This is a genomic window from Pseudomonas sp. H1_D04 (assembly GCF_054683855.1).
In genome coordinates this window covers 893,651-913,997 of the sequence record NZ_CP162826.1, presented here as the reverse complement: position 1 = coordinate 913,997, position 20,347 = coordinate 893,651, and the positions used below count along the sequence as shown (strand labels likewise).

Below are 20,347 nucleotides of genomic sequence, written 5' to 3'. Positions count from 1 at the left end.
CATGATGTTCAAGCAGCTGACAAGATTCGGTGTACTGGCGGCCTGCATGCTGGCGGGCGCACCCACCTCGGCGATCCAGGAACGTCACTCGTTCGATGTCTCGGTGACCATCCCGGTAAACGAGGCCTATGTGCTGCCGTCCGAACCTGACTGGATGGGCCAGGACCAACTGCTGGCGTGGAACCTGGTGACCTCGCAACTGAGCCGCCTGCGCAAGAACTTCGACGTCAAGCACCTCAACGGCGGCGTCGCGGCCCGCCTTGGGGCCGAGCCGTATTTGTTTAACGGGCGTAACCGTATCGACCTGCAGGTGCAGTTCAACCAGGTAGCGCTGACCCTCGACCCGGTGGAAGTGGTCGGCGCCGCTGAAGCTCGAGTGGGACGCCGGGCCGAGCTGGACATCGCCGCCGTAGAGCCCGAAGGCGGCTATCGCGGCGGCGAGTACTACGGCACGGTGCACCTGGTGTTCGATTTCCTGGCGCCGTGATTGCCTACTCGGTGCTGGCTTTGAGCAAGGCTTCACGGGTCAAACGCCGCGCCAGCTCGTTATAGTCATGCTGGATATGGTCGTAGAAACCCAGCACCGTGCTGTCTGAAAACGCCTCTTCAGTAAGCACCACGCTGTACGGGATCACCAGATCGTCGGCCAGGCGGGTCAACTGCTCGCGCACACTGTCCGTCGGCGCAGCGACCCATTGCTCGTGCAATTCGAGCAGGTCCTGCAGGTGGCTGCCGGCCTCCGTGCGCAGCCTGCGCTGGGCGTTGAAGGCGCCCAGATAGGCCTCGTGCAGATAATCGCTCCAGAACGGCTGCTCCAGCAGGCCATTGATCAGACCATCGCCCTGTTGCAGCTGGCGAATGGCGTGCGCCGCTCGGTCGAGATGGGCCTGAGTGACCTGGGCCGTGTTGCGATACACCATGTGTTCAGACAGCCATGGCAAGTCCAGGCGTGCCTTCAGCCCAGTTTGATAGGCGAGGTACACCTGCACGTCATCCACCTGGCCTTGACCGATGCCCAGTGTTTGTCCCAGGCCGCCTTCGTTGATCGGCAGGGTACGGCGCCGCACTTCTTCGCGGGCCAGACGGTTGACTTGGTCCAGGCGCCAGGCTTGTCGCGCCAGTTTTACCAGGCGGCTTTCGCGCTGGAGCAAAGCCTGTGGGGCGTCGTCCTTGAGGATCTGCTCAAGCAGGGTTTCGACGCCCATGCGATTGAAGATATGCGCGCCGGCATCTGCGCAATTGGGCGGCGTCGCGGCCAGGCTGAAGATGCGTTCACGAAAGCTCGGGTTTTGGTCCACCGTGAACAGCAACTGCCACACCCGGATGGCCAAATCTTCCCGCCCCTGCTGGAACAGTTGCGCGTCGATCTCGGTCTGGAACTCCACGGGGGGACGCAGCAGTGTGAACAGGTCAAACAAGCCCTGGGAGCCATGCTCCTGTTCCACGTCCTCCCAGACTTTGATGGCCGCGTCGCGCGCGTCGCCGCTCAAGCCAATCAGCCAGTATTCACGGTCGGACGGCTTACTGCGCGGCGTGGTGCGGTAGGGATCGAAACCGAAGGCACGCCGATACGCGACCACGCGATCTTCGTCTGCCGGTTCCAGGCGGCTGCGGTCGAGCCAACTGCTGGCGACGATGCGCGCGCCCACCGAATCTTCGGCGAACGGTGGAACGCTGGTGATTCGGGTGTGGGTCAGGTCCAACTCAGGGATGGCCAGCCTTGGACTGTCGAGGCCCGCCGGCCATTGGCTGATGCCGGTCCTGCGCAAGGTCAGTCGCCGCAGTTCGGGCAGCGGGCCGATGTCCGGCGGCACGCTCATCAATGCGTTGCCCTCCAGGTTCAGCGAGCGGAGCAAGGGCAGGTGCTTGAGTGCCTCGTAGTCGTAGCGGCCCCAGCGGATAGGGTTGTCGCGCAGGTTCAGCGCGGTCAGTGCTTTCATGTCGGTCAGTTGGGACGGCACACCGGTCAGTTCATTCTCGGACAGGTCGACGATGCGCGTGGCGGGGAAATTGTCGAGAAAGCCCATTTCCTCGTCCTTCAGACGCGTGCCGCTCAGGTTCAGGCGGGTGACATGGCTGAAGTCCGCCCGCAGCGGCTCCATGTGTTGCACGTAGCGCCCCAGCACCAGATTGCTCAAGTCCAGGAGCGTGCCGCGCGGCTGTGGTTGTGGCGGCAACATGCGCAGGTAGGCGCCGTCTTCCCAGCAGCTTTGCAACTCTTTGATGATCAGCCCGCGCATGAGCAGCTCGTTTTGCGCGAGCACGCTGCCGACCGCGCCGAGAGGACGCTGTTTGCGGAGGCTGCGCAAGTCTTCGCCCAGCAACCGGTGGTCGGCCTCCAGCGTGCCCAGCAGCGCCTTACCTTGCGCAGTGTCGAGGAACGGCGAGACGCTGGCGATCTCTTCTGCGTTCAGTCGTGGGCACAGCTTGGTCAGGGTCTCTGCGGGCGTCGGTGCCGGGGCGGTTTGCCTGCGAAACAGGCGGCGGAAGGCCTCGAAGCCAGGTTTTTGCAGCAGGCGTTGGGTGCTGCGGTCGTCTGCCAGGCGCCCGGTCGGCGGTTCCAGCAGGGTGCGGCGCACGGCCAATGGTTCAAGTTGCGCCCTGAGCCAGGCCTTGAGGTTTTCACCCTGGCCTGGGCGCAAATCAACAGCCCCGTCAGGAAGCACGCGCAACAGCGCTTCGAAAAAACGGTAGTGCGCGGGCGGTGTCGACGCCGGTACCCCGTGGATCTGGTAGCGGCCCTGACCCTGGTAGATCAGGGCTTTCTGTGTGGCGGCCGCCGCCGGGCCTACCCGACACCGCAAGGCGCCCTCCGGCGATTGCTCATGGATGGCGATACTCAGGTCCCCCAGAGCATCGGTGTTCAGACGCAGGAGATTGAGGACCATGCGCTCGGTGTCCGGCGTCAGCAGGGCATCGTCATGCAAACCCTCACTGGCGTGACTGGCGCGGACTTCGTTGGCCAGTTCCCGGGCGAGGTTTTTCAGGCGCAGAGGGATGCGCTGTTCACGGCTCATCACGTCCAGTTCCTGGGGCGATGTGCGCAGTAATAGCGTCGTCACCAGCTCTGCGGGCAACTGCGGGAACTGCTGTTGAATCAGTTGACCGTGAGGGGTGTCGAGCACTTCGCGTGCGCTGTAGAGGTGATTGAACATCGCAACGGTATGCGGCGTGAGCCGATCGGCCAGTTGGTTGCGCAGCGCCGCGACCCGCGCGGTTTGGGTCTCGGGCAGGGGCGAGGGCAGCAGCGTGTCGAGTTCCTTTTCGCTGAGAAACGCGAGGACTTGCTCTGGCAACGAGCCGGCCTGCACCTGCGCATGGCTGATGTTCAGGGTGTCGGCGGGCAACGCATCGGCGGCGCCATAACGCATGGCGTAGCCGCTCAGGTCCGGTTCGATGAACACGTCGATGGCTTTGTGCGACGGCCAGCCAGGTAACTCAGTGGTGGTTTGCACCGACCAGTTGGTCGGCAGCTCGGCCGGGGCGCCGGTGCGGATGCGCTGGGGTGTCTGTTCGACGTGCCGACGCAGTTGCAGGCGCTTGAGGCTGTCGGCCAGCAGTGGCGGAGGAGGGGAGCGGTCGGCATACATCATGCGCAGGGCGCCGTCGTGAGTTCCGCTGGTGGCGCAGGCTTGTGCCCGTTGCGCGGGAGTGAGGCCTTCCACCAGAAGAGGACCAAGGCGCTCGTGCAGCGCCGCGCTGTACCAGGTGCGCGGGTCTTCACCTTCATGCAGCCAGGCGCCGTTGTCATTGTGTTCGAGTCGCGGGGAATAGGCCTCGGGGCGGGTCGGGTGCTGGATGCGGTAGGTGTCACTGGCGGCCTCGTGCGCGACCACGTAATGGCGGTCCTTCAGACGCAGGATGCGTTGGTCCTGATGCTCGTGAAGACCCAGCGCGTCGGGCTGTGCATCGGCCGGCAATTGCAGATCATGCCGGGCATAGGGCGCCAGATCCGGGTTCCACAGGCGTGGTTGCCCGTTGACCTCGACCACCCGCAGATCATCGACGAACAGTGAGCGCCGCAACGCACCGCCCACGGCGGCGCCGGCGGCAAACGTGCCCAGTTGCACCACCTCGCTGGTCACGCTCACCACATGTTCGGCGGCTTCGCGATATTGGCCCTCGGCCAGGTCGACGACCCCTTCAATGATCTCGCTGCTCAATTGATAAACGGTGTAGGCCAGCATCAACTCACCGAGAAACGGCACGAACGGCGTGATCACCATCAGGGCGGCGTTGAAGATATCCGTGATCATTTTCGTGGCGTTGTCCCACCAGGCCCAGCGCTCGGCGCTGTCGGCATCGGAGGTGGACACCGCCATGCTGCGCCCGTCATTGAGGATTTTATTCAGCGCCTGCTGGTAGCGGTGTTCCCACAGGTCTGCGTCGATCCTGATGGCTGAAAATGGCAGCCGTTGGCCCAGCCCGGCAAAGAAGTGCCCGCGTTGGTTATGCCCGACAAACTCGCTGAAGAACTGCTGATAGGTTTGCTGGCCGCGTGATGGGATCGCTGCGTTGGCGTGCAGCTTGCGTGTCAGATCCGTCATGAACGCCACGCTGGAGTCGTATTCCTTGACGGGACTTTCGGGGTCATGAGGGATGTAGGCGATCAGTTTCGACACGCTGGACACGCGGTCCAGATCCGCCGCAATCAGCAGTATGCCGGCCAGTGGCGCATCCAGGATGTTCAAACGGTAGAACTGCAGCACCCCACGCTCACCGCGCAGCGCTTGCAGCAGCACTGCGCACGCCGCGGGCCCCAGGTCCTTTTTCAGCACGGCCAATTGCGCGGCAGCCTTGAGCGCGGCCTTTTGGCTGGCAATGATGCGGGTCTTGAGCGTGGCACGCAGGGCCAGGTCGGTCGGCAACAGATGCTGGTTCAGATGCTGTTGATAGCGGGCGCCGAGGTTCAGTTCGCGGCACAGCGTCTTGAACTGCAGAAGGGGCATTCGCTCGGCCAGTGGCAGGATGTCGAAGTGGCCTCGGGCGTCCGGTTGGGTGATGTAGCAGGAGTCTTTTTCAAAGCTTTCACCGGCGGCGAAGTTATGCAACGCGGCATCCAGCAACGACACCCTGCGGGTGGTCACCCCCTTGGAAATATCCAACGCATACCAGGGCAGTTGCGTGGGGATATACAGGTTGAGATAGGTGGTTTTGACGTTCAGGTCCAGGCCGTGTTTTTCGCGGATGGCCTCCTGCAACAGCGGCTCGGAAAAACCATACAGGTCCTGCACGTCGCGAAGGTGTTGGTCCACGGCGTTTTGTGCGCGCCAGCCCTCGGCATTCGCCAGCTGCAGCGTGGTGTGTTGATCGGGTGAGGCGCTGGCGTACCAGTCCGGTCGGGACAGCGTGGTGCTGTTGAACAGGCTGATTCGGGCGGGGACGGCGGTGGTGAGCCAGTCGGGAATTCTCTGCTGGATCAGCGCGTAATGAGGCCCCTTGTAGGGCGTTGCCAGAGGACTGGCAGGAGGGGGGATTCGGGCATGCAATGGCGCTCGCTAAGGGATTCGAAGCCATTAGCGTATCCACTGAAGACTAGAACAAAAGCTCAAAATCCTGGGCGGTTCGGTGCGTTGAGCACCCGTTATTCGAATGAAAGATGCGCATAACTAACACCCTGTTTCGGCGGTTGGCACAGGGTCTGCGCGTCAGGTTGCAGGTAAGGCGTGAGGATCGGTGCCATACCCTTGAGCACCTGCACCGGCAGCGCCGACGTGAACGTGAATTGCTGCGCCGAACTGCCCGGAACGAATGCGGTGAGGGTGCCGAAGTGGTGCTCGCCGATATAGAAGACGAACGTCGCGGTGCGGTTGATGGACTTGGAACTGAGCACACGCCCACCGGCGCCGATGGCTTCGATGCGGTTGTCGCCGGTACCGGTCTTGCCGCCCATGATCAAGGGTGTGCCGTCAGTCAGCTTGAAACTGCCGGCCACGCGTTTGGCGGTGCCGGCGTCCACCACTTGCGACAACGCGCCACGCAGGGCGGTGGCGACTTCGCTGGGCATCACGCGTTTGCCGCGATCGGGGTTGTTGACCAGGCGGGTTTCATAGGGCGTGTCGGCGGCAAAATGCAGGCTGTCGATGCGCAGGGTCGGTTCGCGCACACCGTCGTTGAGGATGATCCCCACCAATTCCGCCAGCGCAGCGGGGCGGTCGCCGGAGCTGCCGATGGCCGTGGCCAGCGATGGCACCAGATGGTCGAAGGGGTAGCCGACTGCCTGCCAGCGCTGGTGAATATCCAGAAACGCTTCGATTTCCAGCATGGTGCGGATGCGACTGTCACGGGCGCTCTTGTGGCGGCTCTTGAACAGCCAGCCATAGACTTCCTGGCGCTCATGCTCACTGGCTGCGACGGCCTGGGTGAAGGTGGCGTCGGGGTGTTCCAGCAAGTAGCCGAGCAGCCACAATTCCAGCGGATGGACCTTGGCGATGTAGCTTTGGTCCGGCAGGTCGTAGGCGCCCGGGCCGTAGGCCTGATAGAGCTTGTTCAGGCGCTCGTCGCTGAGTTTTTCCGGTTCCTTGCTCTTGAGGTGAGCGCGCACGAACCCATTGAAACTCTGCTGGCTGGCCTGGGGCAGCAGGTAGCGGTGCACGGCGGCCAGGCGTATGGCGGTGGGGTGCATGCTGTCGAGGAAGGTGTCGAGCCGCGCCTGGGTGTCCTTGTTGCGGTAGCGTTTCCAGAAACGCAGCAGGAAGGTGGTGCCCTCACGGTCGGCGAACTGGGCCAGGTATTCCTGGCGGCGCGGGTCGCTGTCGTCCTTGAGCAACTCGGCGCTGTTGTTGGGGTCGTGGTAGGTGCTGTAACGCACCAGGTCGCGCATCAGGCGAATGAACGGCAGGTTGATCGACTCGCGCAGGGCATCGCGCAGGCTCGGGCTGCGACCATTGTCTTCGTTGCGAAAATTGTGGAAGCGGTGCAGGCCGCCACCGGTGAAAAAGCTCTCGCCAGGGCTGGCGGAATACTGCCGGTCGAGGGCTGCGTCGAGCATCTTCGCCAGGCTGCGGTCGGTGTTTTGCGCCAGGTAGTCCACGGCCCAGCGCGACAGGCGATCCTGCTCGTCGACGCTGACTTTTTTCAGTGCGGCGGCGGGCTGTGCGCCATAGCGATCATGCAGTTCGCTGATGATCTGCAAGTAGGTGGTCAGTACCCGTAGCTTGGCGGTGGAGCCCAATTCCAGCTTGCTGCTCTCGTTGATGTCGAAGGGTTGGTCGGTGTTGTCGGTCTGCACACGCACCCGTGCGCCGTCGGCGGTCATCTCGTAGAGGGTGAAGCTGTAGCGCACTTGCGCGGTGCTGGCCGGCGTCAGCAGCCGTGGCCCGAGCAGGCCCAGTTGCGCGGCGAAGGCAGGGTCAGCGAGCTGCTTGAGGTAGGCGGTGGCCTGGGTTTGCAGGTCGTTCTGCAAGGTGCTGGTGGCGGCCAGATCGAGGCGGTCGAGGTCGTACAGCGATCGGTTGAGCAGCGCGGCCAGGCGACTGCGCGCCACACTGATGCCCTTGTTGGTCTCGATCGGTTGCAAGGTCGGTTGCTGCTGCCAGTCGCGGTACGTCACCTGACTCGCCAGCGCGGCATCGGCCAGGGCCGGTTCGATGACGCCGTTCTGTTTGAGCAGACGCAGGTGGCTGTCGGTCAGGTCCGCAAGTTCCGGGCGGCCTTTGGACAAGTAATGGGACGGCCGGCGCTGGGCAATCATCAGCGACAAGACTTCGCGCAGGGCCACGCCTTTTTGCTCGAGGTTGCCAGTGCCGGCGTCGGCCAGCAGCGCATTGGTGCGCTTGAAGTCGGCGCCGTACCACACCCGCAGACCTTCGGCCATGCCGTGCACTTCACCATGGCCAGGCACGGCGGACAGCGGCACGCTGTTGAGGTAATCGCGCACGATGTTCTGGCGCGCGAGCAAGGTCTGCGGGCCGTCCTGGTAGGCGCGCACGCTGGCAGAAAACATCTGGCGCAGCTTCTCGCTACCGGACAGGGTCAGGCCGTCGGGGGAGTGGCGGTATTTTTCCAGTTGGGTGGCGAGGGTGCTGCCGCCGGCGCTTTGCCCGGGCAGGTGCAGCACGCGGGCGACTTGCGACCACCCGGCCTTGGCGAAGCGCGGCCAGTCCACCGCCGGGTTGGCCTGGGGCTGTGCGGGGTCCAGCAGGTCACGGTTTTCGATGAACAGCAGGCTGCTGACCACCACCGGCGGGATCGCGGTGAAATCCGGGTAAAACTGCTGGGGGTAGCTGAACTGGTACAGCGGCGTGGCGCGGCAGTCGTTGATCGACAGGCCGGCCTGGATTTTTTCGGCGTAGGGCACAAACAGCCCGTGGGCGGTGTAGTCCATCAAGGCGTCGGAAAACTGCGCCTGGCTCTGGATCAGGAAATTGCGCTTGAGCAGGCGTGGCAGGAATTCATCGATGGCGCTGTAGCCCAGGCGTTTGTCGAAGGGCCCTTCACCGGGGTACACGATGCGGTCGCTGGCGCCGGGCTCCACCGTGTAGCTGAGGGTCGTGGCCAGACGGCTCAGTTCGCGGGACTGCCAGTCGGCGCTGCGCATTTCGCGCTGGGCGACATACGCTGCGGCGATCAGCGCGATCACCAGTAGCAGCCACACCATTCGCCACCTGTACAACCGCTTGCGGGGGCGTCGTGGCAATGGCTGTTCATCCTCGCTGTCGGCAGGCGCCGCAGCTTTGGTTGAATCGGTTTGCCATAAAGCGCCCATAGTCGATTGATCCCATCCCGGCAGATTGATCGGACTTGTCTCAAGCGTAGACGCTGATTGGCTTGCGTGAGGAATTTGTCGACCGGGCCGGGCATGGGCAAAGCCCGATAACAGCGTAGGTGGCTTGAAGGGTCGCACCATTGGTGTGCGATACTCCCGCCGCTAAATCGTATTAAGGCGGCAATTCCCGCTGAATATTGCCTTTTATAGAGTGAAAATCACTGGGTTGAGCTTTTTATACTGCATCCCCCCGATCTGGCCCCGCCGGACCGGTTTGCCCACAAGGTGAACCGGCGATGGCATGTCACGGCAGACCCGCCGCGACGTGCTGGACTCGGAGGCTCATATCCAATAACAAGACGAGGTTGTATCCCTATGCCAGTCGGCAACCACCTGCCCCATGGCGAGACCGCTTCGGGCGGCCCGCTCAAACGCGAACTGGGTGAGCGGCATATCCGCCTGATGGCGCTCGGCGCCTGTATCGGTGTCGGCCTGTTCCTAGGCTCGGCCAAGGCCATCGAAATGGCCGGCCCGGCCATCATGCTCTCCTACATCATCGGCGGCCTGGCCATCCTGGTGATTATGCGCGCCCTCGGCGAAATGGCCGTGCATAACCCGGTGGCCGGCTCGTTCAGTCGTTATGCCCAGGATTACCTCGGCCCGTTGGCGGGCTTTCTGACCGGCTGGAATTACTGGTTCCTGTGGCTGGTGACCTGTGTGGCCGAGATCACCGCCGTGGCGGTGTACATGGGGGTGTGGTTCCCCGACACCCCGCGCTGGATCTGGGCCCTGGCGGCGCTGATCAGCATGGGCACCATCAACCTGATCGCGGTAAAAGCCTTTGGTGAGTTCGAGTTCTGGTTCGCGCTGATCAAGATCGTCACCATCATTGCCATGGTGATCGGCGGCGTCGGCATCATCGCCTTCGGCTTTGGCAACGACGGCGTGGCGCTGGGGATTTCGAACCTGTGGGCCCATGGCGGCTTCATGCCCAATGGCGTGCAGGGTGTGCTGATGTCGCTGCAGATGGTGATGTTCGCCTACCTTGGCGTGGAGATGATCGGCCTCACCGCCGGCGAAGCGCGCAACCCGCAGAAGACTATTCCGAGCGCAATCGGGTCGGTGTTCTGGCGCATCCTGTTGTTCTACGTGGGCGCGTTGTTCGTGATCCTGTCGATCTACCCGTGGAATGAAATCGGCACCCAGGGCAGCCCGTTCGTGATGACCTTCGAGCGTCTGGGCATCAAGACCGCAGCGGGCATCATCAACTTCGTGGTGATCACGGCGGCGCTGTCGTCGTGCAACGGCGGCATCTTCAGCACCGGGCGCATGCTCTACAGCCTGGCGCAGAACGGCCAGGCGCCGGCCGCGTTCGCCACCACGTCGAGCAACGGCGTGCCGCGCAAAGCCTTGCTGCTGTCGATCTTCGCCTTGCTGCTCGGCGTGCTGCTCAACTACCTGGTGCCGGAGAAAGTTTTCGTCTGGGTCACGTCCATCGCCACCTTCGGCGCAATCTGGACCTGGGTGATGATCCTGTTGGCCCAGCTCAAGTTTCGCAAGAGCCTGAGCCCGGCCGAGCAGAAAGCCCTGAAGTACCGCATGTGGCTGTACCCGGTCAGTTCGTACCTGGCGCTGGCATTTCTGGTGCTGGTGGTGGGCCTGATGGCGTACTTCCCGGACACCCGCATCGCGCTGTATGTCGGTCCGGTGTTCCTGGTGCTGCTGACCGTGTTGTTCTACGTGTTCAAGCTGCAACCGAACACCGCCAACGCGGCGCCAGTGCACTCCGCCTGACGCCTGGCAAGGCCCGCTGCGTGCGGCGGGCCTTACCCTTCAGCTGGCCTGCGTGACCAGCTTGTGCGACTGATCCAGGCGTTTGTTGAATTCCAGCCACAACCCCAGCATCACCATCAATGAAGCGCCGACCAGCGCTGTCAGCAGTTGCATCAGCAGCGCATCGCCAGCCATCGCATTGACCATGTCGGCCAACGGCGCCAGCACGACGCCCAGGCAAAACACTTCCAGTGAATAACGGCCCATGCGGCAGGTGTGCTGCGCCAGCCAGTTGTCGGTCCAGCCGCGTCCGGGCAACAGCTTGGCGGTGACATACGCCAGTGCGAGGAAGTGCAGCAGGCGCAGCGGCGACAGGTCGGTCTTGCTGATTGGGTAGATCAGATCGCTGACCGCCGATGGCATCCACGTATCGTGCACTTCGGGCCAGCGCCACGACAGTGTCAGCACCGCTGCAGCCAGGGTGTAGATCGCCGCCGCCATGAACAACGGCTGTCGGCGCAGTGGCCGCAGTTCGGCCGGGCGCTCGCGGCTGGCATGAATCGCCGCCGCGCCACCGAGGATGAACAGAAACTGCCAGGTCACCGGGTTGAAGTACCACACGCCGTCGGCAATCGCCCGCAGGTTCCAGCCCATCCACGGCGCCAGCAGGTACACCGTCATCGACGCGCCCACCACCAGCCAGGTCTTGCGCAGCAACAGCGGCAACACCAGCGGCAAACCACCGAGCAGCACGATATACAACGGCAGCGGGTCCATCAGGTTGGGCTTGAAGCGCAGCAGAAGTTCATCGGTCAGCGCCTGCTGCGGGTGGGTGACGAAGTGCGTCAGGCCCATCTCCTCGACGAGGTCGCGGGTTTCCACATGGCTGTTGGCGAAGAACACGATGCCCATCAGCATCGCAAGCAAGAAGATGTGCACCACGTACAACACCCAGGTACGGCGCAGGATCTTCAGCGTGGCGAACCAATAGCCGTCACGCTGCAGGATCTTGCCGTAGGCCAGCACAGCGGCGTAGCCGGCGAGGAACACGAAGACTTCGGCCGCATCGCTGAAACCGAAATTGCGTAGGGTGATCTGGCCGAGGGGATTGTGGGGAACGTGATCCCAAAAAATGAAGATCAACGCCAGGCCCCGAAAAAAATCGATGCGCGGGTCGCGTCCGTTCAGCATGGCAGCGGGCTCTTTGACGAAAGGTTTAGTAATGACAGGCGCAGGCGCGAATTGTCGTACGCCGCAGGTCGGGCGGGCGCAGGTTGGCGGTATTTCCAAGCAATTGCAAAGGCTGGATATTACTGAATGTCTCAATTTGCCGCGTCAGATACCTGTTAATTCTGACAGTAGACGGACACATCCCTGGCGTGGCTTGCTGACGAAGACCACGACGGGACTCGCGCATGACCAGACTGTGGAAGGGATTCAGTCGCTACACAGTGATCGGTATCGCCAACACGGTGATCCACTGGCAGCTGTTTTTCTTGTTGCGGGCCACCTTCGAACTGAGTCAGGCGGCCAGTAATGTCCTGGCTTTCTGCATGGCGGCGACCTTTTCCTTTTACGTCAATTCGATCTACACCTTCGCCACGCCGGCCTCGTGGCCGCGCTATGCGCTGTTCATGCTGTGCATGGGCGGTTTGAGCCTGGGCGTGGGGTGGCTGTCGGATCGCTGGCGCCTGCCGGGGGTTGTCACGGTACTGGTGTTCTCGCTGCTGAGTCTGGTCTGCGGGTTCCTGCTGTCCCGTTGGGTGGTGTTTCGTGAGCGTGAGCAATGAGGGTTACGCTGGTGGTGCCGGTGTTCAACGAGGAACACGCGATCGGTGCGTTCTACCGCGCCATCCGGCAAGAACCCGGCCTGTGCGAACACCTTGTCGATATCGTGTTTATCAATGATGGCAGCAGCGACCGCACCGAGCAGGTCGCCCGCGCGATTGCCCTGGCCGAGAACCACGTGACGCTGGTGAATCTGTCGCGCAACTTCGGTAAGGAAGCCGCGCTGTTTGCCGGGTTGGAATACGCCACGGGCGCCGCCGTGGTGCCCATGGACGTCGACCTTCAAGACCCGGTCAGCGTGCTCCCGCAGTTGATCGAAAAATGGCAGGCCGGCGCCGATGTGGTGCTGGCCAAACGGCGCAATCGCGCGAGCGACGGCTACTTCAAGCGTCATAGCGCGTCGCTGTTCTATCACTTGCTCAATCGTATTTCCTACACCCATATCGAAGAAAACGTCGGTGACTTCCGGTTGATGGACCGCAAGGTGGTGGACGTGATCAAGGCCCTGCCGGAACAGCAACTGTTCATGAAAGGCGTGTTGTCCTGGGCCGGGTTTAACGTCGCCATCGTTGAATACGACCGTGCACCGCGCCGTGTGGGCCAAAGCAAATTCAACGCGTGGAAACTGTGGAACCTGGCACTGGACGGCATCACCTCGTTCAGCACCTTGCCGCTGCGTCTGTGGAGTTACATCGGCGGGTGCATTTCGTTGCTGGCGCTGGTGTACGCCGGATACCTGGTGGTGGACAAGCTGCTGCTCGGCAACGACGTGCCGGGGTATCCGTCGTTGATGACGGCGATCCTGTTCCTGGGAGGGGTGCAACTGATCGGCATCGGAATATTGGGGGAGTATGTGGGGCGGATCTATATGGAAGCCAAACACCGGCCGCGCTACGTGGTTAAAGGCATTGTCAGTCGCCAGGGGCATGCGCCCGAAGCAGTGGATAGATGGACGCACAGCAACGCAGGAGAGCAGAGTGATGACGGCTCAATGGTCGAGTAAAGAGAGTCTGGTATTTTTTTTGGTGGCCGTGCTGGTCTATGTGTTTCCGTTGATCCTGGCCGACTATTTTTACGTGGAGGACAGTTTTCGAGCGGCCTCCGGATATGCGTCGTGGCGTGCTGAAGGGCGTTTTTTAATTGATGGTTTTTATCATGCCCTGTCTCTGTCCAATGGCGCGCCAGATACGTTCCCGCTGGGGTTGCTGGTGGCGTGCGTGGTCATGGCATTTGCTTTGAGAAAACTGGCCTTTCATTACTTTTCCAGCGTGAATGTTTGTTCCGCGTCGGTGGTGTTGCCGATGTTCTTCAGCCCGCTGTTCCTGAGCGATCTTGCCTATAAGTACGACGGACCGGTGATCACCGTCGGGGTGGCGCTGGTGATGTTTGCGATCACGTTCAAGTGCGAAAGAAAAACCCTCGAGTGGGGCGCAGGCACGGTACTGCTCTGCTGTGCGCTGTGTATTTATCAGCCCCTGCTCAATGTGTTTGTCGGGTTGTGCTGTATCGAGCTGTACAGAGCGATTAACGCTAAAAAAGACACCCGTGACTTGGCGCTATTGGCTGGTGAAAAGCTGACTCAAGCCGCCGCAGCGGCGCTTTTTTATCTATGGGTTGTGGTTCCGTTCATGGGCAAGGAACGCCAGGGGATGCTGGCGTGGGGTGACGATTGGGTATCCATCGTGTTCCAGCGCCTGGAGAATGCCGAAGAGAGAATTCGTCCGCTCTACACCGGCGGCAGTGCATGGCTGTTTGCGGGGATGGCGATACTGTTTGTGCTGGGGTTTATAGGGGCGTGGTGGTCGGCATTGCGTGACAGGCCGAAGGCGTCCACTAAAGTCCTGATGAGCCTGGCTTATGTATCGATCGTACCGCTGCTGATCATTTGCGTTCCGGGCATCATGCTGGTGTTCTTCTATGAAAACAGTGATTCGAGGGCAATGTTGGGCGCCGGACCTCTGCTGATGTTCATGCTGCTGGTGATACACCCGTTGCTCAAGGCGCGGCATCGACATCTGACGGTATTGGTGGTGCTGCCCATCATTGTGTTGGTGTCTATTTCCTATAGTTACGGGCGGGTTCTAAGTTTAAAGAAAACGTTGGAAACCAGCGTGATGACGCAGTTGGCCTACTCGATAAATGCTTCCCCGGCGTTGGCGTCGGTAGGGGTTTTTTACTTTAACGCCAGTGCCCAGGATTACTGGTTGCCGGCCTCTGCCGGCACCGTTTCGATCGTGCCGGGCATGCCCTATCTGGTGGCGGCCAATTTTCTGTTCTTGCCGGAAGCATTGGCCAGGATCGGGATCACTAACGTGGTGCAAGCCAGCCATGAACATTCTGCCCGCGTACGACTGGGGCGCGACGCCCGCCCCATCGTCGATACGCTGTTCTATGCCATTTACGTGGAAGGTGGGGACGGGTACATCGTCATGAAAAAACAGCCACGCGAGCATCCCGACAGGGGTTTCTAATCAAGCCGCAATGATCTCACTCGGCTCAAAACTGTCCGCACGCGCCATCTGCCACATCCGCGAATAGAATTCGCCGTTCACCTCGCCGGTGAGCAACTCGCCTGGCTTGAGGAACACATGCAACTGCGAGAACAACTTGATCTCGGTCGCCGACATGCGCCGCACCAGGTGCTTGGCCGACAGTTGCGACGGATGATCCAGGCCTGCCGCCGCGAGCATCTCGGCCAGGGCCTTGAGGGTGTTGCGGTGGAAGTTGAACACACGCTGTGCCTTGTCCGGCACCACCAGGGCGCGCTGGCGAAGCGGGTCTTGGGTAGCGACGCCGCTGGGGCATTTGTTGGTGTGACAGCTTTGCGATTGGATGCAGCCGATGGCGAACATGAAGCCGCGCGCCGAGTTGGCCCAGTCGGCGCCGATGGCCAGGACGCTGGCGATGTCGAAGGCGCTGACGATCTTGCCGCTGGCGCCGAGCTTGATCTTGTCGCGCAGGTTCAGGCCCACCAGGGTGTTGTGCACAAACAACAGGCCTTCACGCAGCGGCACGCCGATATGGTCGGTGAACTCCACGGGCGCCGCGCCGGTGCCGCCTTCCTTGCCGTCTACCACGATAAAGTCCGGAAGGATGCCGGTTTCGAGCATGGCCTTGGCGATGCCCATGAATTCCCACGGGTGGCCCAGGCAGAACTTGAAACCTACCGGCTTGCCGCCGGACAGCTCGCGCAGTTGGGCGATGAATTGCATCAGTTCGATGGGCGTGGAGAACGCACTGTGGCGCGACGGCGAGATGCAGTCTTCGCCCATCAGGATGCCACGGGTCTCGGCGATTTCTTTAGTCATCTTGTGCTTGGGCAGGATCCCGCCATGGCCGGGTTTTGCGCCCTGGCTCATCTTGATTTCGATCATGCGCACCTGTGGGTTCTGCGCCTGCACGGCAAAGCGCTCCGGGTCGAAGCGGCCGTCGCTGGTGCGGCAGCCGAAGTAACCGCTGCCCAGTTCCCAGGTCAGGTCACCGCCGTTTTCGCGGTGATAGGGGCTGATGCTGCCTTCGCCAGTGTCATGGGCGAAGTTGCCCAGCTTGGCGCCCTGGTTGAGCGCGCGGATGGCGTTGGCACTCAATGAACCAAAGCTCATCGCCGATATGTTGAACACTGACGCCGAGTACGGCTGTGTGCACTGCGGACCGCCGACCATTACGCGAAAGGCGCTGGGGTCACTCAACGGCGCGGGGCGCATGGAGTGGCCGATAAATTCGAAGCCCGCCTGATACACGTCAATCAGGGTGCCGAAGGGCTTGTCGGCGGTTTCGTTCTTGGCCCGCGAGTAAACCAGTGAGCGTTGCGAACGCGAGAAGGGCAGGGCGTCGCTGTCGGACTCCAGCAGGTACTGGCGGATTTCCGGGCGGATGGCTTCTACCAGGTAACGGATATTGCCCAGGATCGGATAGTTGCGGCGCACCGCGTGGGGACTTTGCAACAGGTCGAAGATACCGATCAGGCTCAACACGCCGGTGACCAGGGTGATGGGCCACAGCCATTCGTGTTGGATAAAGGGAAGGCTGGCGAGGGTGAAGATGACGCACACGGCAAAGAAGGCGTAACGGCTTAGCAAGGACAGGCTCATACGGTTTCCTTGGGTTCGGACTCTCAGGTCGATCCGGCATTCTGCGCCAGTAAGGAAAGCCCGGACAACCCACAGTGGTATTCAGCGAGCGCGTGTGGGGGGCTCGGATGGGCCTGAGGCAGAGAATTCACGGCTGTCCGTGACCTCGAACCGAGCCTGATGGGTGGTGGTCGAATCGCCGCCGACGAAGACGGTAAAAGTGCCGGCCTCTATTACCGGCGAAAAATGTTGATTGAGCAGTGCGAAGTCCTGTGGGCCAAGATTGAAGTTCACGCTGCGCGTCTCACCGGGCGCCAGGTGGATTTTGCGAAAGCCGCGCAGTTGGCGGACCGGGCGAGTGACGCTGGCGACGTCGTCGCGCAGGTACAGCTGGACGATTTCATCACCGGCGCGCTGGCCGGTATTGGTGACGTTCACGTGCACCGTCAGGGACTCGGTGGACGCTAGCCGCTCGGCGCTGATCCGAGGCGTGTCATAGCTGAACGAGGTATAGCTGAGGCCGAAACCGAAGGGATACAGCGGCGTCCAGAGTTCATCGATGTAGCCGGACTCATAACCGCCGGCACCGGTGGGCGGGCGGCCGGTGTTTTTGTGCGCGTAGTAGAGGGGGATCTGCCCCACGTTACGGGGGACGGTGATCGGCAGTTTGCCGCTGGGGTTGATGTCACCGAACAGAACATCGGCCACCGCGTTGCCCATTTCACTGCCCAGGAACCAGGTTTCCAGAAGCGCCGGCGCCTCGCGCACGGTCTTCGAGAACACAAGCGGGCGGCCATTCATCAGCACGATGACCACGGGCTTGCCGGTGTCCAACAGGGCACGCAACAACGTGTCCTGGGCACCCGGCAGGCCCAAGTCCGTGCGACTGCGAGCTTCACCGCTCTGATCGGCGCGCTCACCGAGCACCGCGATCACCACCTCGGCATCGCGGGCGGCCTGCAGGACTTCTGCCAGGTCATCAACCGCGTTGCTGATGGGCGATGCACCGCCCAGGTAAACCACCTCGGTGTTGGGGGCGACGGCATGGCGTATGCCCTGCAAGACCGTGATCGAATCTTCAGGATGAGCCGCCAAGGCCCAAGGGCCGATCGTGGCTTCGGCATCCGTGGCCAGGCTGCCGACCACCAGCACGTTGCGCAGGTGCTTGGACAGGGGCAGCAGTGCGTCGTTGTTTTTCAGCAGCACAATGGATTTCTGCGCAGCCTCTCGGGCCAGGGCCCGGTGCTGCGGTGTCAGGGTATTGGCTCGCTGCCGCGCCTCATTACTGTAGCGGTAAGGGTCATCGAACAGGCCCAGGCGTTGTTTAGTCTGGAGGACGCGGCGCACCGCAGCATCCACGGCGGCCATGGGAATCTGGCCAGTGCGCACCAGTGTCGGCAGGTATCGGCGGTACATCTGGCTGGCCATGTCGACGTCCACGCCGGCGGTGAGTGCCAGCCGCGCCGTGTCGGCCGGAATATCCGCTACGCCATGCTGACTCAACTCCCAGATCGCGTTGAAGTCACTGACAATCAGGCCGGTGAATCGCCACTGATTGCGCAGCACCCCGGTCAATAACGCGGTGTTGCTGTGCAGGGGTGTCCCGGCTATTTCGTTGAACGAGGGCATGATTGCATCGACGCCCGCCGCGACGGCCGCCCGGAAAGGCGGTAAGTGCACTTCCTGCAAGGTGCGTTCCGACACGTCGGCGACGTTATAGTCCCGCCCACCCTCGGCCGCGCCGTAGGTGACGAAGTGTTTCGCGGTCGTCAGCATGAACGAGCTGTCGTGCGGCCCTGCACCGTGGAACCCCTTTACCTTGGCACTGGCCAGCGCTGCGCCCAAAAACGGATCTTCGCCGGTACTTTCCACCACACGGCCCCAGCGCGGGTCGCGGGCGATGTCGACCATGGGCGCGAACGTCCAGTGCACGCCGCTGGCCGTCGCTTCAATGGCAGCCGCGCGAGCGGTGCGCTGCGCCAGGTCGGGGTCCCAGGCCGAGGCTTCCGCCAACGGCACGGGAAATACGGTTCGAAAGCCGTGAATCACATCGAATGCAAACAGCAGCGGTATGTGCAGGCGCGAGTGGGTGATGACGTGTTTCTGCAGCGCGAGAGTCTGCTCGAAACCGTACGCGCCAAGGATCGAGCCGACCATGCTCTCGGGCAGATGCGACTGTGTGCCTTGGTCGATGACAGGGCCGGTCGGTGTGTCCTGAATGCCGAGCTGGCTGAGTTGGCCGATTTTTTCTTCGAGCGTCATCTGTTGCAGCAAGCCTTCCACCCATTCCTGCTCATTGGCCGGCAGGGCCGCGGTGCTGACACTGAGCGTCAGGTAGAGCAGCGTCAGTTGACGAAAGCGCGTCATTGCCGGTTGCCGGTGTCAGCCATTGAAGCGACACCGATTGCCGTCGAATCCGAGTTGAAGGGGTGGTACTGATACAGCCAGGTCTCTGACAGCGGCTGACCGTCCAGGCGCAGGAACAGGCGCAGCTCCACCGGTTCCTTGCCGTCGACGGCTAAATCGAACTGTGCTCGCCAATGACCGACGACGCCGTCCGGCACGGCTTCGGTGAAGACAAGTCCAAGCTCGCCTCGGGAGCAACTGATCACGGCTTCGGGCTTGACGCCCGGTGCAAGTTTTTCCAACGGCGCGCCTTGAAATTCGACGACAAATTTACGCACTCCCGCGGGACGTGGCTGCCCCGGTTGGCCGCCTTTGCCCAGACGCGTGGCCAAGCACACCGCCAATGGCGAAGCGTAAGGTTCCTGGGCCAGCCAGTGCAGGCGATAACGTAGCGTATAGCGATTGCCCGCTTCGGCGGGGGCCGAGGGCACCCACATGGCGACGATGTTGTCGTGGATCTCATCGTCGGTGCCATTTTCCATCAGTTGTACGCTGCCTTCGCCCCAGTCGCCCAACGGCTCGACCCATAGGCTGGGGCGGCGCTGATAATTCACGCCATCGAGGTAGTGGTCAAAATTGCGGTCACGTTGTAAGAGGCCGAAGCCCTTCGGTTGATGGTCGCTGAACGCCGAAACCACAGTGCGCGGCGGGTTGTTCAGAGGGCGCCAGATGCGCTCGCCGTTGCCGGTCCAGAGCGCCAGTCCGTCGCTGTCGTGGACTTCGGGGCGCCAATCGGCGGCGGTTCGCTTGGCGGTTTCACTGAACCAGAACATCGAAGTCAGCGGTGCAATGCCCAGCCGGCGGACGCTCTTGCGCAGGAAGAACGTACAGTCGACGTCCATGATCACGCCCTGCGTGCGGTCGATCACGAAACGGTAGGCGCCGCAGATACTGGGCCCGTCGAGCCGCGCATAGAGGGTCATGGACGTGGCGTGCAGGTCCTTCGGCGGTTCGAACCAGATGTGGGTGAAGGCGGGAAATTCTTCGGCCTTGCCGGCCTCAGCCACGTCCAGGGCAATCGCCCGTGCCGACAGACCGTACTGGTACAACTCGCCGATAGCCCGGAAGTACGATGCGCCAAGAAAGGCCACCCAGTCGTTCTGTTGCCACGGGAGTTTGGTCTGGTTGCCCAGACGGCTTTCCTGGATGCGAAAACCGGCGAATCCACTGTTACGGGGCAAGGCGTGGGCCGGGCTGTCGCCGGGCATGTCGAAGTTCGCCGGGTCGTAAACGATCTCGCGGGCGACGCCGTTGTCCAGCGCATACACCCTCACCGGTGTGCGAAAAAATGATCCCAGATGGAAGAAGGTCACGGGAAACTGCCCCGGCCCCTTGGCAAACAGAGCCAACTCGGGTTTGAAGCGGATCTGGCCGTGGGCGGCGTAGTCGAGTTTCGTCAACAGCGCGTCCGAGTCCGTGTTGGGATAACGGTAGGGTTTCAAGGCATCGACTTGTGCCTGTTCGATCAAGCCGTCGAAGGAAAAGGGGCCGGCCTGATCGGCACTGTCGGCAGCCAGGGCGCCCTTGCCCAGATGCGTGAGCAGGGCGGTCAGCGAAGCGTACGCCAGGAACTCGCGACGTGTGGACATGGTGACCATTCCTT

At 62.1% G+C, this 20,347-nt stretch carries 11 protein-coding genes; 5 read left to right on the top strand and 6 right to left on the bottom strand.

Annotation, left to right across the window (positions count from 1 at the left end; all coding sequences use genetic code 11):
- The first annotated feature begins 4 nt into the window (after window positions 1–4).
- On the top strand, window positions 5–487 hold the full coding sequence (locus tag AB4N82_RS04310) for a CS1 type fimbrial major subunit (protein ID WP_032891885.1): 483 nt from the start codon (window positions 5–7) through the stop codon (window positions 485–487).
- Window positions 488–491: 4 nt separating this feature from the next.
- Here AB4N82_RS04310 and AB4N82_RS04305 read toward each other — a convergent pair whose 3' ends face one another.
- Both AB4N82_RS04305 and AB4N82_RS04300 read right to left on the bottom strand, forming a co-directional pair.
- Entirely contained in the window at window positions 492–5,489 is a 4,998-nt protein-coding gene (locus tag AB4N82_RS04305; RefSeq protein WP_460104480.1) for an NEL-type E3 ubiquitin ligase domain-containing protein, read from the bottom strand.
- A 95-nt stretch (window positions 5,490–5,584) separates the two neighbouring features.
- Complete coding sequence (locus tag AB4N82_RS04300) at window positions 5,585–8,707, bottom strand: transglycosylase domain-containing protein (RefSeq protein WP_122764796.1); 3,123 nt, start codon at window positions 8,705–8,707, stop codon at window positions 5,585–5,587.
- Window positions 8,708–9,082: 375 nt separating this feature from the next.
- Between AB4N82_RS04300 and AB4N82_RS04295 the strand changes: the two genes are divergently transcribed.
- On the top strand, window positions 9,083–10,501 hold the full coding sequence (locus tag AB4N82_RS04295; protein WP_032891858.1) for an amino acid permease: 1,419 nt from the start codon (window positions 9,083–9,085) through the stop codon (window positions 10,499–10,501).
- Between the two features lie 39 nt (window positions 10,502–10,540).
- On the opposite strand, the gene AB4N82_RS04290 is transcribed toward AB4N82_RS04295, so the two are convergent.
- Complete coding sequence (locus AB4N82_RS04290; RefSeq protein WP_032891857.1) at window positions 10,541–11,671, bottom strand: OpgC family protein; 1,131 nt, start codon at window positions 11,669–11,671, stop codon at window positions 10,541–10,543.
- 224 nt (window positions 11,672–11,895) lie between these two features.
- On the opposite strand from AB4N82_RS04290, the gene AB4N82_RS04285 reads away from it, so the two are divergent.
- From AB4N82_RS04285 to AB4N82_RS04275, 3 genes are read left to right on the top strand one after another with little or no spacing between them, the layout of a single operon-like run.
- On the top strand, window positions 11,896–12,270 hold the full coding sequence (locus tag AB4N82_RS04285) for a GtrA family protein (protein WP_122680300.1): 375 nt from the start codon (window positions 11,896–11,898) through the stop codon (window positions 12,268–12,270).
- Window positions 12,267–13,271, top strand: coding sequence for a glycosyltransferase family 2 protein (locus AB4N82_RS04280; protein ID WP_032891853.1), 1,005 nt, complete (start codon window positions 12,267–12,269; stop codon window positions 13,269–13,271). Before AB4N82_RS04285 ends, AB4N82_RS04280 begins: the two co-directional genes overlap by 4 nt.
- Window positions 13,249–14,739: a glucosyltransferase domain-containing protein gene (locus AB4N82_RS04275; RefSeq protein ID WP_032891852.1), complete on the top strand. Its 1,491-nt coding sequence runs from the start codon at window positions 13,249–13,251 to the stop codon at window positions 14,737–14,739. Before AB4N82_RS04280 ends, AB4N82_RS04275 begins: the two co-directional genes overlap by 23 nt.
- On the opposite strand, the gene AB4N82_RS04270 is transcribed toward AB4N82_RS04275, so the two are convergent.
- From AB4N82_RS04270 to AB4N82_RS04260, 3 genes are all read right to left on the bottom strand, one after another.
- Window positions 14,740–16,359: an FMN-binding glutamate synthase family protein gene (locus AB4N82_RS04270; RefSeq protein WP_122764797.1), complete on the bottom strand. Its 1,620-nt coding sequence runs from the start codon at window positions 16,357–16,359 to the stop codon at window positions 14,740–14,742.
- Between the two features lie 81 nt (window positions 16,360–16,440).
- Window positions 16,441–18,705, bottom strand: coding sequence for a beta-glucosidase BglX (bglX, locus tag AB4N82_RS04265; RefSeq protein ID WP_460104476.1), 2,265 nt, complete (start codon window positions 18,703–18,705; stop codon window positions 16,441–16,443).
- On the bottom strand, window positions 18,702–20,333 hold the full coding sequence (locus AB4N82_RS04260; RefSeq protein WP_122764799.1) for an OpgD/OpgG family glucan biosynthesis protein: 1,632 nt from the start codon (window positions 20,331–20,333) through the stop codon (window positions 18,702–18,704). Before AB4N82_RS04260 ends, bglX begins: the two co-directional genes overlap by 4 nt.
- Window positions 20,334–20,347 lie beyond the last annotated feature (14 nt).

Coding starts and splice junctions, on each gene's coding strand:
- AB4N82_RS04270 (WP_122764797.1), bottom strand. CDS start 16,359: ATGAGCCTGTCCTTGCTAAGCCGTTACGCCTTCTTTGCCGTGTGCGTC.
- AB4N82_RS04280 (WP_032891853.1), top strand. CDS start 12,267: ATGAGGGTTACGCTGGTGGTGCCGGTGTTCAACGAGGAACACGCGATC.
- AB4N82_RS04310 (WP_032891885.1), top strand. CDS start 5: ATGTTCAAGCAGCTGACAAGATTCGGTGTACTGGCGGCCTGCATGCTG.
- AB4N82_RS04275 (WP_032891852.1), top strand. CDS start 13,249: ATGACGGCTCAATGGTCGAGTAAAGAGAGTCTGGTATTTTTTTTGGTG.
- AB4N82_RS04260 (WP_122764799.1), bottom strand. CDS start 20,333: ATGTCCACACGTCGCGAGTTCCTGGCGTACGCTTCGCTGACCGCCCTG.
- bglX (WP_460104476.1), bottom strand. CDS start 18,705: ATGACGCGCTTTCGTCAACTGACGCTGCTCTACCTGACGCTCAGTGTC.
- AB4N82_RS04290 (WP_032891857.1), bottom strand. CDS start 11,671: ATGCTGAACGGACGCGACCCGCGCATCGATTTTTTTCGGGGCCTGGCG.
- AB4N82_RS04295 (WP_032891858.1), top strand. CDS start 9,083: ATGCCAGTCGGCAACCACCTGCCCCATGGCGAGACCGCTTCGGGCGGC.
- AB4N82_RS04285 (WP_122680300.1), top strand. CDS start 11,896: ATGACCAGACTGTGGAAGGGATTCAGTCGCTACACAGTGATCGGTATC.
- AB4N82_RS04300 (WP_122764796.1), bottom strand. CDS start 8,707: ATGGGCGCTTTATGGCAAACCGATTCAACCAAAGCTGCGGCGCCTGCC.